The organism is Kribbella sp. NPDC051586 (assembly GCF_044453965.1).
In the GTDB taxonomy this organism is placed as follows: domain Bacteria; phylum Actinomycetota; class Actinomycetes; order Propionibacteriales; family Kribbellaceae; genus Kribbella.
In genome coordinates this window covers 989,116-1,002,581 of sequence record NZ_JBITDF010000002.1, presented here as the reverse complement: position 1 = coordinate 1,002,581, position 13,466 = coordinate 989,116, and the positions used below count along the sequence as shown (strand labels likewise).

Below are 13,466 nucleotides of genomic sequence, written 5' to 3'. Positions count from 1 at the left end.
TAGACCCCGGATCCCCACGCCATCACAATCGCCGTGCTGCGGTCCGGCCCCCACCTGGCCCCGGACCGCAGGCCGGATTGTGATGGCCTGGGGATCCGCGCTGCCATGATGGGAGCATGACGGACAAGGCGGGTGTGGCGGATGCGGTCGCGGCGTTGCGGGCCATCGGGTACTACCTCGAGCGGGACCGGCAGCCGACGCACCGGGTGAAGGCGTACCGGCGGGCCGCCGACACGATCGCCGCACTGCCGGCCGCCGAGGTGCGCGCCCGCCGTCGCGCCGGGACGCTGACCGAGCTGGCCGGGATCGGCCCGAAGACCGAGGCCGTCATCGTGGAGGCGATGGACGGTGCCACCCCGTCGTACCTGGTCAAGCTGGAAGAGGCCGCCGGCGAGCTGACCACCGCGGGCAAGCGGATGCGGGCGGACCTCAAGGCGGACCTGCATCTGCACTCGGAGTGGTCCGACGGCGGCAGTCCGATCGAGGAGATGGCGCGTACGGCGCATCGCCTCGGCCACTCGTACGTCGCGCTGACCGACCACTCGCCCCGGCTGACCGTGGCCAACGGACTGTCCCGCGAACGCCGGCTCCAGCAACTCGAGGTCGTTGCCGAGCTCAACAAGAAGCTGGCCGACGAGCTGGACGGCTTCCAGATCCTGAACGGTATCGAGGTCGACATCAACGAGGACGGCTCGCTCGACTGCGACACCGAGATCCTGGCGCGGCTGGACGTGGTCGTCGCCAGCGTGCACTCGAAGCTCCGGATGGCGTCGGAGCCGATGACCGAGCGGATGGTCCGCGCGATCGCGAACCCGCATGTCGACGTCCTCGGGCACTGCACCGGCCGGTTGATCACGGGCGGCCGCGGCACGCGCCCCGAGTCGGAGTTCGACCCCGAGGTGGTGTTCGAGGCCTGCCGCCAGTTCGGTACGGCGGTGGAGATCAACTCCCGTCCCGAACGCCTCGACCCGCCCAAACGCCTGCTCTCGCTGGCCGTCGAGATGGACTGCATGTTCTCGATCGACACCGACGCGCACGCACCCGGCCAGCTCGACTGGCAGGTCTACGGCTGCGAACGCGCCGAGGACTGCGGCGTCACCTCCGACCGGGTCATCAACACCTGGGACCAGCAGCAACTCCTGGAATGGACCGCATCATGAGCGATCTCGAGAAGGACCCGGCGGAAGTCGTCGGCACCGGGGACTGTGAAGGCCCCGCGCTGGAGATGCTCGAAGGGCGCGAGGTCGTGCTCGGCCGGTCGACGACGGTACGCCGCCTGCTGCCCAACAAGAACCGCCGCATGGTCGGCGCCTGGTGCTTCGTCGACCACTACGGGCCGGACGACCTGACGCAGCGGGTCGACTCGTACGACGTACCGGGGGAGCGCGGCATGCAGGTCCCGCCGCATCCGCACACCAGCTTGCAAACGGTCAGTTGGCTGTTCGAGGGCGAGATCGAGCATCGCGACAGCGTCGGATCGCACGCGTTCGTACGACCGGGTGAGCTCAACATCATGACCGCGGGGAACGGCATCGCGCACTCCGAGATCTCGACCCCGACCGCACCGCCCAGGCTGCACGGCGCGCAACTGTGGGTCGCGTTGCCGGACTCGGTCCGGACGACGACTCCGCCGGCCTTCAACGCGTACGCCGACCTGCCGCAGATCGACTTCGACGGCGCCCACGCGACGGTGATGATCGGCACCGTCGTGGGCGTCACGTCACCGGCGCCTGCGTTCACGCCGCTGGTCGGCGCGGACATCACCATCGAGCCCGGGCGGACGCTGGCGCTCCCGCTCACCCCGTCCAACGAGTACGCCGTACTCGTCGTCGACGGATCGTTGTCCGTCGGAGAGCTGAACCCGGCCTTCGGGGAGATGGCCTACCTCGGCGCCAACCGCGACTCGATCGACCTAGTTGCCTCTGGCAACGGAGCACGCTTCCTCCTGCTCGGCGGTGAGCCGTTCGAGGAACAACTGGTGATGTGGTGGAACTTCATCGGCCGCTCCCACGAGGAGATCGTCGCCGCCCGTCAGTCCTGGCAGGACGCAATCAGCGCTTCCGGCAACGACCGCTTCCGTATGGTTCCCGGCTACGACGGCGACCCCCTCCCCGCGCCACCCCTCCCCGCCATCGCCCTGAAGCCCCGGCCACGCGCCCGCTGACCATTTGTCCACAGGCATCACGAAAGGCCGTCAGCGAGCCGCGGTGACTCGGGTTTGAGGGGTGGGTTGGGGGACGCGACGGCGGTAGTAGGCCCAGGTCAGGACCAGGAGGGACGGGCCCCAGAGGTTGAGTGGGGTGTAGCAGGCGAGCATGAGGGTCTTCCAGCCCGTGTTGGAGAACGGGATGAAGTGGTCGGTGTAGGCGTTGCGGAAGGCGAAGGTCCAGAGGGCGATCAGGGACAGGCCGCCCAGCGTCGCGGGGATGATCGCGGCGAACGGGTGGACGCGGCGGCCGCCGATGAAGGGGATCCAGCGTGGTGCGACCTCGCCCCAGCGGCTGACCATGCCGAGGGCCGTCAACGCCACCAGCTCGGAGAAGATCGTCAGGCAGATGACGTACACCTTGCCGCCTGCGCCGGCGAGTTGGGCGGCGCCGCCGTTCGGGTCCAGCATGCCCATCGACGAGCCGAAGACCAGGCCGAGCCGCCACAACCCGGACGGCAGGACCAGGAACGGGATGATGTGCGCCAGGCGGTACGCCCAGCGGGGGACAGGACGCTCAGTTGTGCTCACCTCTCGAGCATCCGGCCAACCACCCCGCCCTCACCTCACCCGCGAGAGGGAACGCACTCCCTCCGAAGGACCTTTCACAGCAGGTCGTGGTCGCGCGCGTACGCCGCGGCCGCCGTCCGGGACGGTACGTCGAGCTTGGCGAAGATGTTGGTCAGATGCCGCGCGACCGTCTTGTCGCTCAGCACCAGCCGGACCGCGATCTCGGCATTGCTGTTGCCCACCGCAACCAGCCGGAGAACGTCGAGCTCCCGCCCGGTGAGGCCGCCTGCCGCACTGCGGCCGATCAGCTTGTCGGCCTCCTGCCGCGCCGGGACCGTCCCGAGCTCGGCGAACGTCAGGCGCGCCGCGGTCAGCTCACCCGTCGCCGAGTCTTCGTCCCCGAGCAACCGGACCGCCCGCCCGACCACCACCTTCGCCCGCGCCACCTCGTAAGGCGCCCGCAGCTCACCCCAGAGCTGCGCCGAGAGCCGCGCCTGCGGCAGCGCGCGATCCGGATCGTCGCCTGCCAACGCCGCCAGGGCCACGCAGTACGCCGCTGAAGCGCGCAGTCCCACGCACCCGAACTCATCGGCGATCGTTGACAATTGACCAGCCGCCTCCTCGGCGTCGGACACCGCGTCACCCGCGAGCAGCACCTCGACCGCCCCTGCCAGCAGCCGGGACCGGTGTACCGGATCGTGGGTCTCGGCAAGCAACCGCCGTACGGAGGCGACGGCGCCCGTCGGACGTCCGCGCGCCACCATCAGCAGCGCGCGCCCGGGCTGCGCCTCGTACCCGTAGCTGGCGGCCTGGTCGTACGACGTCTCTGCCGCCGCGTACTCACCGCGAATCCGCAGTACGTCGCCGCGCTCGCTCAACGCCAGCCCGGCCGCCATGTCGTACCCCAACGCCGCATACCGCCGGCACGCGTCCTCGAACTCCGCCAATGCCTCCGGGTACGCCGCATGGAGCCGCAGGATCTGCCCTCGATGGACGGCGCACTGGCCGGTGAACGGGACCAGGTCCGGCTGCGTGTCACACCAGCGGGTGAGTGCTGTCGTCCACGCCGACGCCCGCGCGAAGTCCAGGACCTCCTGGCACGCGTCGATCATGGCGCAGTAGACCGAGCCCGCGAAGACCGGTGACAGCTCGCCCGCCGCGACGCCGACCATCGCTTCGTCCAACGAGGCAAGGCCTTCCGGCACGTGACCGGCGTACATCATCATCCGGCCCTTGCAGACCAGACCTTGCGCGAGCAGATCCGGATCGCTGTGCCGACGCGCCACGCTGACGATCTCGTCGCCCGTGGCTACCGCGCCGGCGAAGTCACCGCGATCCACGCAGCGCCAGAAGTCGTGGATCAACAGGTACCCGCGTTCGACCACGTCGCCGGGATGGTCGGCCAGCAACCGTTCGGCCCGGGCGGCCCACCCGCTGCCGACCGCCCTCTCGCCGCGGCCGTTGTGCACCCGGGCCAGCCAGAACGCGAACCGTACCGCGCCCAGCACCTCGCCGTTGTCGATCCGCAGCCGGTAGCCGCGCTGCAGCGCCCGGATACAGGCGTCGATGTCGCCGAGCAGGAACGCGGCCATCGCCAGCGTCATCAGGTCGTCCGCCCCGAGACCGACCGTCCCCGGATCGCCGTCGGCGACGGTCAGGCGGTCGTACGCAGCGGCCCAGTCGCGTCGCTCGAACGCGATCCGGGCTCGCTGTAGATCGTCGACAATCCCCATCAGATGCCCCCACTGGCGAGCATGCCCTGCCGGTTCAGGCGGCGGCAAGACTCCGCTCCGTGCGAACCCGCGCCGCGATCCGCCGGGCGACGTACGCCGCGTCCCGGCCGACGCCCGGCAGCACCATCGAACTGAAGGCGTACTGGAACGACAGCCCGCAGAAGAACAGCCCCGGCGCGTTCTCGGCGACGCCGCGATACTCGCGCGGCCAGCCGTCCGCCCCGACGATGGGGACCTTGATCCAGTCGAACACCTGCTGGAAGCCAGTCGCCCAGACCACGTTCGCGACGTCCAGTACGCGCCCGTCGGCCAGCATCGGCAGACCGTCCTGCGTCCCCGTGACCCTGGCGGGCACCCGCTGGACCCCGCGCTCGGCCAGATCGGCCCGCTTGACCCGGATCATCGGGCCGCCGTGGTGGCGGATGTGATCCATCTCCTTGCGGCCCATCGGTGTCCGGCGATTGAGCACGTGCCGCCACGCGAACAGCATGAGCGGCCAGAAGAAGACCTGGGCGGGACGGCCCGGCGTGAACGGCACCTGCCCGGGGTCCCGCCCGCACAGGATCGTCCCGTGCGTCTGCGCGACCTCGTACGCGATGTCGGTGCCGGAGTGCGACCCGCCGACCACGAGAACCGCACCGTCATTGAGCTGCTCCGGCCGCTGGTACTCCGACGAGTGCAGCTGCCGGATGCCGGGGTCCAGATCGACCGCGAAGTCCGGGAGGTACGGCGTACGCCCGAAGGTGCCGGTGGCAACGACGACGTTGTCCGCCGTCAGCTGCTCCCGGCCGACCGTGACGATCCAGCGGTCGTCGAGCCGCTCGAGCTTGTCGACCCGGGTGTTGTGCCGGATCGGCAGGTCGAACCGGGCCGCGTACGACGCGAGGTAGTCGGCGACCTCGTCCTTGCCCGGGTAGTGCCACGGCTTGCCCGGGAACGGCAGGCCGGGAAGCCCGTCGTACTTCGCCGGCGAGTAGAGCTTCAGGCTGTCCCAGTGCGACCGCCACTGGTCTCCCAGCCGCGCGCTGCCGTCGAGGATCGTGAACGGCTCATCGAGCCGCTGTAGGTGGTAACCGGTGGCGAGCCCGGCCTGTCCTGCGCCGATGATGATCGTGTTCATGCCTCGACGCTAGGTTTCGCGGCGCACCCACCGCGTCGGACGGAATACGCATCTTCCGCCCGGCCGCGAGTACGAGATTTGTCGTACGCCGGAACGGCGAACGGGCCGCCCACCGTGAGGTGAGCGGCCCGTTCGACCAGCTGGATCAGGCGCCGGCGCCTTCTTGCTTCACGCCGGCGACCGCGGTCGGGTCGTCGATCCGGTACTTGCGGGCCGCCTCGGCGGCGACCTCCGGCTTGACGTCACCGCGCTTGGCGAGGATCTCCAGCGTGGCGACGACGATCGACTCGGCGTCCACCTGGAAGTGGCGCCGTGCCGCGGCCCGGGTGTCGGCCAGACCGAAGCCGTCGGTCCCGAGCGAGGTGTAGTCGTTCGGCACCCAGCGGGAGATCTGGTCCTGCACCGCGCGCATGAAGTCGCTCACGGCAACGACCGGACCCTTCGTGTCCTTCAGCTGCTCGGTCACGAACGGCACCTGCTCCGGCTCGTCCGGGTGCAGCAGGTTGTGCTGCTCGGCGGCGACCGCGTCGCGGCGCAGTTCGTTCCACGAGGTCACGGACCAGATGTCCGCGGCAACGGAGTACTCCTCGGCGAGGATCTGCTGGGCCTTCCGCACCCACGGCAGCGCGACACCGGACCCGAGCAGCTGCACCCGCGGTACGTCGTCACCCTCGGCGGTCTCGTACTCGTTGAAGCGGTACATGCCCTTGAGCAGGCCGTTGACGTCCAGGCCCTCCGGCTCGGCCGGCTGTGCCACCGGCTCGTTGTACACCGTGAGGTAGTAGAAGACGTCCTCGCCGACCGGCTTGTCCGCGTCCAGGCCGTAGCCGTACATCCGGCGCAGGCCGTCCTTCACGATGTAGGCGATCTCGTACGCGAACGCCGGGTCGTAGTGCACGACGGCCGGGTTGGTCGAGGCGAGCAGCGGCGAGTGACCGTCCGCGTGCTGCAGACCCTCACCGGTCAGCGTCGTCCGGCCGGCGGTCGCGCCGATCAGGAAGCCGCGGCCGAGCTGGTCGCCGAACGCCCACATGAAGTCGCCGGTGCGCTGGAACCCGAACATCGAGTAGAAGATGTAGAACGGGATCATCGGCTCGCCGTGGGTCGCGTACGCCGTACCGGCCGCGATCACCGAGCCCATCGCGCCGGCCTCGCTGATGCCCTCGTGCAGCAGCTGTCCCGCCGTGGACTCCTTCCACGACAGCAGCAGGTTGCGGTCGACGGCCTCGTAGTTCTGCCCGTGCGGCGAGTAGATCTTCGCGGTCGGGAACATCGAGTCCATCCCGAACGTGCGGTACTCGTCCGGTGCGATCGGGACGATCCGGTGGCCGATCTCCGGGTCCTTCATCAGATCCCGGAACAGCCGGACCAGCGCCATCGTGGTCGCGATCGGCGCGTGACTGCCCTTGGCCAGCGGCTTGTACACGTCGTCGCCCGGCAGCTTCAGCGTCTTCGGCTGTACCCGGCGCGCCGGCAGCGAACCGCCGAGCTGCTTACGGCGGTCCATCATGTACTGGTACTCCGGCGAGTCGGTGCCGGGGTGGAAGTACGGCGGGTTGTACGCGTCCTCGAGGTCCTTGTCCTCGATCGGCAGGTAGAGCCGGTCGCGGAAGGCCTTCAGGTCGTCCGAGGTCAGCTTCTTCATCTGGTGGGTCGCGTTGCGGCCCTCCAGCGCCTCGATCGTCCAGCCCTTGATGGTCTGGGCCAGGATCACGGTCGGCTGCCCGACGTGCTCGGTCGCGCTCTTGAACGCGGCGTACACCTTGCGGTAGTCGTGACCGCCGCGGGGCAGCTTGCGCAGGTCCTCGTCGGACAGGTTGCTCACCATCTGTTGCAGCCGCTGGTCGCCGCCGAAGAAGTTGTTCCGGATGTACTCGCCGGATTCGACGGAGTATGTCTGGAACTGGCCGTCGGGCGTGGTGTTCATCTTGTTCACCAGCGCGCCGTCGTGGTCCTGGGCCAGCAGGTTGTCCCACTCGCGGCCCCAGATCACCTTGATCACGTTCCAGCCGGCGCCGCGGAAGAACGCCTCCAGCTCCTGGATGACCTTGCCGTTGCCGCGGACCGGTCCGTCCAGCTGCTGCAGGTTGCAGTTGATCACGAAGGTGAGGTTGTCGAGCTCCTCGCGCGCGGCCAGGCCGATCGCGCCGAGCGACTCCGGCTCACCCATCTCGCCGTCGCCGAGGAACGCCCAGACGTGCTGCTGGCTGGTGTCCTTGACGCCGCGGTTGTGCAGGTACCGGTTGAAGCGCGCCTGGTAGATCGAGTTCAGCGCGGCCAGTCCCATCGAGACGGTCGGGAACTCCCAGAAGTCCGGCATCAGCCGCGGGTGCGGGTACGACGACAGGCCGTGGTGCGGGCCGCGGGAGACCTCCTGGCGGAAGCCGTCCAGGTCGTCCTCGGAGAACCGGCCCTCGAGGAAGGCGCGTGCGTACATACCGGGGGAGGCGTGACCCTGGATGAAGATCTGGTCGCCGCCGCCGGGGTGGTCCTTGCCGCGGAAGAAGTGGTTGAAACCGACCTCGTACAGGCTGGCCGCGGACTGGTAGGTGGCGATGTGACCGCCGACCTCCAGGCCCTTGCGGTTGGCCTTGCTGACCATCACCGCGGCGTTCCAGCGGATGAAGGCCCGGATCCGGCGCTCGATGTGCTCGTCGCCGGGGAACCACGGCTCCCGCTCGGGCGGGATCGAGTTGATGTAGTCGGTGCTCCGCAGTGCGGGCACGCCGACCTGTCGCTCCCGGGCTCGCTCGATCAGTTTGAGCATCAGGTAGCGCGCTCGCGCCTTGCCCCGTTCGTCCAGGACGGCGTCGAGCGATTCGACCCATTCACGTGTCTCGTCGGGGTCGATGTCGGGGAGCTGGGTGGGCATCCCCTCGGTGATGATGGCTGGTGGTTCGTGTCCGGAAGCCACGGTGTCCTGCCGTTCTCTCTGGTTGCTCTTCACCGCAATCCTGTCACCTGTTCGGAATGCGTTCTACTTGGCCTTGCCTTCCGGCCGGATTCCGGCTGGCGGGCTCCGATCTGAGCGGACACGCCTTGTACCCGCCACGCGGATACCGGACACGTCACGGAACCCTGGTGCATACTTGCGCGACGCGGTACGTCACGATGGACTATCGCCAGCAGGATGGTACTGACACCTACCCCCGGGCATGCGGGGACCACGGAGGAGGACACGTGAGCGCGACCGCGGACCACGCGGACGGCAAGAGCGGAGTGCCGAACATGGCCTCCCGGCTCGGCCTGGAGGCCGGCTGGGTCGTCCAGGAGATCGGATACGACGAGGATTGCGACGACGAGTTCCGCGATGCGATCCGGGAGATCACCGGCGAGGCCTTCGTCGACGAGGACACCGACGAGGTCGTCGACGTCGTCCTGCTCTGGTTCCGCGAGGACGACGGTGACCTGGTCGACGCCTTCTTCGACATCCTGACCGACCTCAAGGCCGGCGGAGTCGTCTGGCTGCTGACGCCGAAGGTCGGTCGCGACGGGTACGTCGAGACCAGTGACATCGCCGAGGCCGCCCCGGTGGCGGGCCTGGCCACGACCAGCACCCTGAGCGTCACCGACGACTGGTCCGCGACCAAGTTGGTGGTTCCGAAGTCCGGCCGCCGCGGGTGACGATCCCGGCTGCAGGCAGCCGGGCCCCCGACTTCAGCACTCGGAACCAGTACGGCGAACAGATCCGGCTGAGCGACTTCAGCGGCCGGCAGGACGTCGTACTGGTCTTCTATCCGTATGCCTTCAGCGAGGTCTGCACGAGCGAGCTGTCCGAACTCCGGGACCGTCCGGAGCTGCTGGAAGCGGCTGAGTTCCTCGCCGTCTCGTGCGACCCGATGTTCACTCTCCGTGCGTACGCCGATGCGCAGGGTCTGGACTTCGGCCTGCTCACCGACTTCTGGCCGCACGGCGAGATCGCCTCGTCGTACGGCGTCTTCGACGCCGACCGCGGCTGCGCCCTCCGCGGCACCTTCGTCGTGGACCGCACCGGCATCATCCGCTGGTCGGTCGTCAACCCGATCCCCGAGGCACGCAACCCCGACGACTACGCTGCAGCGCTGGCAGCCCTCACTCGTTAGGCACAGGCATGCGCGGATTCATCACCGACCCGGCTGCGCAGGCCGGGCTACGGCTGGCGGACGACCTACCGGAGCCCACACCGGCGCCGGACGAGTCCGTGGTCGAGGTGCGTGCGTACGCCGCGAACCACGACGAGCTCAACCTGATCGCACGCCGCCCGGACGGCTGGCGTCCCGGACAGGACATCGCCGGCGTGGTCGTCCGCGCGGCGGCGGACGGGAATGGGCCGGCCGCCGGCACGCGAGTGGGCTGTTATCTGGACTGGGAGGGCTGGGCCGAGCGGGTCCCGGTTCCGGCCCATTGCCTGGCCGTCCTCGACGACCGCGTCTCCTTCGAACAGGCCGCGACACTGCCTGTCGCCGGGCTGACAGCGTTGCGCGCCCTGCGTGTCGGCGGTGCGGTCCTCGGTCGCAAGGTGCTGGTCACCGGCGCGACGGGCGGCGTCGGGCAGTTCGCCGTACAGCTTGCTGTTGCCGCCGGTGCCGTGGTGACCGCCCAGGTGAGCAGCCCGGCGCGCGAGGCCGAGGCGCGCGCACTGGGCGCCCACCAGGTCGTCACGTCCCTGGAGGACGAGACACTCGGACCGTTCCACCTAGTCATGGACGGCATCGGCGGCCCGCTGACCGCGCAGGCCGTACGACGGATCGCGGCGGGCGGGCATCTCGCCTGGTACGGCAACATCGGCGGCCCGGCCGAGCTGCGTCTGGGCGACTTCTACTCCCAGGGCTGGAACGCACACATCGTCGGCTTCATCAGCCCGGTCCCCGAGGAGACCAAGGGTGAGGACCTGTCCATCCTTGCCGCGCTCGTCGCCGACGGCCGCCTCACTCCGTCGATCGGCCTCCGCGTCGACTGGACGAAGACACCGGATGCGCTCGACGCCCTGTCCCGCCGCGAGTTCCGGGGCAAGGCGGTCATGACGGTCTCAGATCTCAGGTAGACTCCTGCGGTCGTTTGATCCGGGCGGATAGCTCAGCGGTAGAGCGCTTCCCTTACAAGGAAGATGTCGGGGGTTCGATCCCCTCTTCGCCCACCTCGGATTCACCCACAGTTCCCTCTCGAACCATCCGTTCGGGAGGGATCTTTCGTTGCCGGAGGGCGAACGGCTCGCCGAGGATCTGAAATCAAGCGGATGCGGTGCTCACTCTATTCAGCACCAGATTTACTCACGGGGGAGCCGATCATGAGCAACCAGTATCCGAACCGTCCGATTGTCCAGCCGTTCCCTGACGGCAGGTACCCGCCGGTCCAGCCGCAACCCCCGAAGAAGCCACGGGCCTGGGTGGGCTGGGTGGGCGGCGGCATGGTGGGGCTCCTGGCGGGCCTGGTCGTCGGCACCGCTGGTGGCAGCAACGCCACGGACGCCGCTCCGCAGCCGGCCGTCACGGTGACGCTCCCCGCCGCCCGCCCGTCGCCAGAGCCGGTCATCACCCCGACCAACAAGCCGGCACAAGCTGCAGCTCCGAAGACCGCAGCTCCAGAGAGCACGGGGCCGAAGAGCGCAGCTCCAGAGACCGCGGCACCGAAGACGCCGCCGAAGCCAGCGGGGGTGGCGTGCGCCGGCCAGGAAGACAAGAACGCACCCTGTGTCGTGACCGTCGGTAAGCCGTTCCAGCTGGGCAAGCACACTGTGCTGTCGGGCTGGAAGTTGACGTCCGAATACGGCTCGGCCTCGATGACGGGGAAGGCGCGGAACACCGGCGGCGAGACCTCTTCGATGTTCATCGAGCTGAAGTTCCTGAAGGCCGACGAGGTCGTGATCGACGTGCAGTGCTCGACGAACCAACTGGAGCCGGGGCAGACGCAGGCGATGTCCTGTTTCTCGTCGGACGACTACACAAAGAAGTATGACCGGGTCACCGCGGAAGCGATGTTCTGATCAGCGACAGCCTGCGGGATGGGTGTCGAATCCGGGACCGTCGGTTCGACGCCAGGGGTAGAGGCCGCCGGAGAGGGCGGTGTCACGATCTCTGGAGATGCCGATGACGCTGCACCCACGGGCCAAGGTTCATCGCATGTTCGAGCTCGTTGAGCCGCTCGCGACGGTCAGCTTCTCCGAGGTGGCGACCGAGGCGTTTCTGGCCATCGGTATGCGCAGCTACTGGCCCAGCAACAAGAGCGGGGCGAAGGGATGCGCGGCCCAGAGCAGGCGTGAGGTCTCCTCGGGGTACGGCGTGGTGGTCAGGTCGGTTCCGAACACGGCGACTTGTCGGGTTGTGGCGTCGTACTCGGGCCAGCCGGGATCGCCGGTGTGGGCGAAGGTGAGCCACGCGGTTCGGAAGAGCTGTGAGACCTGGTCGGCGTCAGGCAGCTCTGAGGGGTCGAGCAGGAAGCCGAGGAGGGGTGTGGTGCCGAAGACGAGTGGTACGTCGAGGCCGTGGCAGGCGCGGAGGCCGGTGTCGGGCCAGGCGAGCTCGTAGGCGTACGCGCGGCCTCCGCCGGCGACCTGCGCCTCGGCCAGCCGATGGCTCGGCATCCGGAACAGCCAGTCGGAGTGGACGAGCTCGTACAACTGCTCTGCGGTCGCATCCGGATACGCCTCGCGGTAGCCGTCCGGGGCGAGCATCTGCAGCGCGGTCGCGGCGTCCTGGTCGGTCAGGTTGCCGAGCCGGCCGTCCGCCGCGAGCATCAGGCGGTACTCGTCCCGCATGTGGCCCGCGATCAGTTCGACGTCGCGGCCCGCTCCGTCAGCCAGCGCCTCGAACGGAGTCCGCGGCAGGACCTCGCCGTCGACAACCGGCGCGAACGGGATCGCCATGTACGCCGCTGCGCCCCACCGATCGGTGTCCGAGCGCATCCCGGTGGCCAATGCGTCCGAGGCATCGACGAGCTCCGAGATCGAGACCTTTTGCAGATTGTCGACAGTCGGCACGACGTCCAGCAGGTCGGCGATCGCGGCCATGATGTCGCCGGCCAGCTCCGGCGAGAAGAACGTGCCGGGCGCACTCTGGGTGATGGCGCGACGGAACAGGCCGGCCGCACGAGGCATCGCAAGCAAGGCGGCGATCGAGCCCGCCCCGGCCGACTCCCCGAACACAGTCACGTGCCCCGGATCGCCACCGAACGCGCCGATGTTCGCCTGCACCCACTCCAGTGCCGCGACCTGATCGAGCAGACCGCGGTTCGCCGGAGCGCCCTCCAGTTGCCCGAAGCCGTCGACACCGAGCCGGTGATTGAACGTCACCACGACGACGTCACCTTCGCTCGCCAACTGAGTGCCGTCGTACGACGGATCGCCGGACTGCCCGATCGCGTACGCGCCGCCGTACACCCACACCATTACCGGAAGCCCCGCGCCGAGGTGCGGCGACCAGACGTTCACAGTCAGCCAGTCGTCGCCTGTCGCCGGGTTCGACGGCGGCCCGAAGACGAGCGACTGCGGTGGTGGCGGTCCGAACGCCACGGCCTCGCGCACACCGTCCCACGGCTCCGCCGGTTGCGGCGCGGCGAAGCGCAGCTCGCCCACCGGCGGCCGCGCGAACGGTATGCCGCGGAAGACCGCCAAGCCGTTCTCGTTGCGTCCCCTGACGAATCCGGTAGTCGTGCGGACCTCTGGGTCCGTCTCACTCATTGGCTTATGTTCTCGCCGTGCGCGCGACCTGTCGTCAGGTTTGTTGCGGCGGGCCGTATCGGAACGCGCTGACACTCGTTGTGATCGGTGTCGTGAGTCGCACAATTCTTAACCATCGGCTGGTGAGAACGGACTCCTCCGGGGCGGGTCGCGGCTGGTAGGGTTCACGGCTGTCGGTCGGCGCGATGACATACCGGGTGCGCCCGGTCACGGCATCGTTCCGGCAGGCGGAAATACGGGGCT

At 68.9% G+C, this 13,466-nt stretch carries 11 protein-coding genes and 1 tRNA gene; 7 read left to right on the top strand and 5 right to left on the bottom strand.

Annotated features, from left to right (window positions below; genetic code table 11):
* The first annotated feature begins 116 nt into the window (after window positions 1-116).
* Window positions 117-1,160 (top strand): PHP domain-containing protein, encoded by a 1,044-nt coding sequence (locus ACIA58_RS15095; RefSeq protein ID WP_396404228.1) that lies wholly within the window; start codon window positions 117-119, stop codon window positions 1,158-1,160.
* Window positions 1,157-2,164 (top strand): pirin family protein, encoded by a 1,008-nt coding sequence (locus ACIA58_RS15090; protein ID WP_396404227.1) that lies wholly within the window; start codon window positions 1,157-1,159, stop codon window positions 2,162-2,164. The genes ACIA58_RS15095 and ACIA58_RS15090 overlap by 4 nt, the downstream gene beginning before the upstream one ends.
* A gap of 30 nt (window positions 2,165-2,194) precedes the next feature.
* Here the strand turns inward: ACIA58_RS15090 and ACIA58_RS15085 are convergent, their stop codons facing one another.
* The 4 genes from ACIA58_RS15085 to aceE all read right to left on the bottom strand — a co-directional run bounded on the left by ACIA58_RS15085 (window position 2,195) and on the right by aceE (window position 8,441).
* Window positions 2,195-2,737, bottom strand: a complete 543-nt coding sequence (locus ACIA58_RS15085) for a hypothetical protein (RefSeq protein ID WP_396404226.1) — start codon at window positions 2,735-2,737, stop codon at window positions 2,195-2,197.
* Between the two features lie 74 nt (window positions 2,738-2,811).
* Window positions 2,812-4,449, bottom strand: coding sequence for a LuxR C-terminal-related transcriptional regulator (locus tag ACIA58_RS15080; RefSeq protein WP_396404225.1), 1,638 nt, complete (start codon window positions 4,447-4,449; stop codon window positions 2,812-2,814).
* A 34-nt stretch (window positions 4,450-4,483) separates the two neighbouring features.
* Window positions 4,484-5,569, bottom strand: a complete 1,086-nt coding sequence (locus ACIA58_RS15075) for a flavin-containing monooxygenase (RefSeq protein WP_396404224.1) — start codon at window positions 5,567-5,569, stop codon at window positions 4,484-4,486.
* A 145-nt stretch (window positions 5,570-5,714) separates the two neighbouring features.
* Entirely contained in the window at window positions 5,715-8,441 is a 2,727-nt protein-coding gene (gene aceE, locus ACIA58_RS15070) for a pyruvate dehydrogenase (acetyl-transferring), homodimeric type (protein WP_396404982.1), read from the bottom strand.
* A gap of 308 nt (window positions 8,442-8,749) precedes the next feature.
* Here aceE and ACIA58_RS15065 point away from each other — a divergent pair, with 308 nt between their 5' ends.
* The 5 genes from ACIA58_RS15065 to ACIA58_RS15045 all read left to right on the top strand — a co-directional run bounded on the left by ACIA58_RS15065 (window position 8,750) and on the right by ACIA58_RS15045 (window position 11,531).
* Window positions 8,750-9,193 (top strand): DUF3052 domain-containing protein, encoded by a 444-nt coding sequence (locus tag ACIA58_RS15065; RefSeq protein WP_328998473.1) that lies wholly within the window; start codon window positions 8,750-8,752, stop codon window positions 9,191-9,193.
* Window positions 9,190-9,651: a peroxiredoxin gene (locus ACIA58_RS15060; RefSeq protein ID WP_396404223.1), complete on the top strand. Its 462-nt coding sequence runs from the start codon at window positions 9,190-9,192 to the stop codon at window positions 9,649-9,651. Before ACIA58_RS15065 ends, ACIA58_RS15060 begins: the two co-directional genes overlap by 4 nt.
* A gap of 8 nt (window positions 9,652-9,659) precedes the next feature.
* Window positions 9,660-10,592, top strand: coding sequence for a zinc-binding dehydrogenase (locus tag ACIA58_RS15055; protein ID WP_396404222.1), 933 nt, complete (start codon window positions 9,660-9,662; stop codon window positions 10,590-10,592).
* A gap of 21 nt (window positions 10,593-10,613) precedes the next feature.
* Window positions 10,614-10,685: transfer RNA gene (locus tag ACIA58_RS15050), tRNA-Val, on the top strand.
* Between the two features lie 258 nt (window positions 10,686-10,943).
* Window positions 10,944-11,531 (top strand): hypothetical protein, encoded by a 588-nt coding sequence (locus tag ACIA58_RS15045; protein ID WP_396404221.1) that lies wholly within the window; start codon window positions 10,944-10,946, stop codon window positions 11,529-11,531.
* A gap of 219 nt (window positions 11,532-11,750) precedes the next feature.
* Here ACIA58_RS15045 and ACIA58_RS15040 read toward each other — a convergent pair whose 3' ends face one another.
* Entirely contained in the window at window positions 11,751-13,223 is a 1,473-nt protein-coding gene (locus ACIA58_RS15040) for a carboxylesterase/lipase family protein (protein ID WP_396404220.1), read from the bottom strand.
* Window positions 13,224-13,466 lie beyond the last annotated feature (243 nt).

Bases quoted from the DNA above. Each gene is read 5' to 3' on its own strand.
- ACIA58_RS15095 (WP_396404228.1), top strand. From the start codon at position 117: ATGACGGACAAGGCGGGTGTGGCGGATGCGGTCGCGGCGTTGCGGGCC.
- ACIA58_RS15090 (WP_396404227.1), top strand. From the start codon at position 1,157: ATGAGCGATCTCGAGAAGGACCCGGCGGAAGTCGTCGGCACCGGGGAC.
- ACIA58_RS15080 (WP_396404225.1), bottom strand. From the start codon at position 4,449: ATGGGGATTGTCGACGATCTACAGCGAGCCCGGATCGCGTTCGAGCGA.
- ACIA58_RS15075 (WP_396404224.1), bottom strand. From the start codon at position 5,569: ATGAACACGATCATCATCGGCGCAGGACAGGCCGGGCTCGCCACCGGT.
- aceE (WP_396404982.1), bottom strand. From the start codon at position 8,441: ATGCCCACCCAGCTCCCCGACATCGACCCCGACGAGACACGTGAATGG.
- ACIA58_RS15055 (WP_396404222.1), top strand. From the start codon at position 9,660: ATGCGCGGATTCATCACCGACCCGGCTGCGCAGGCCGGGCTACGGCTG.
- ACIA58_RS15040 (WP_396404220.1), bottom strand. From the start codon at position 13,223: ATGAGTGAGACGGACCCAGAGGTCCGCACGACTACCGGATTCGTCAGG.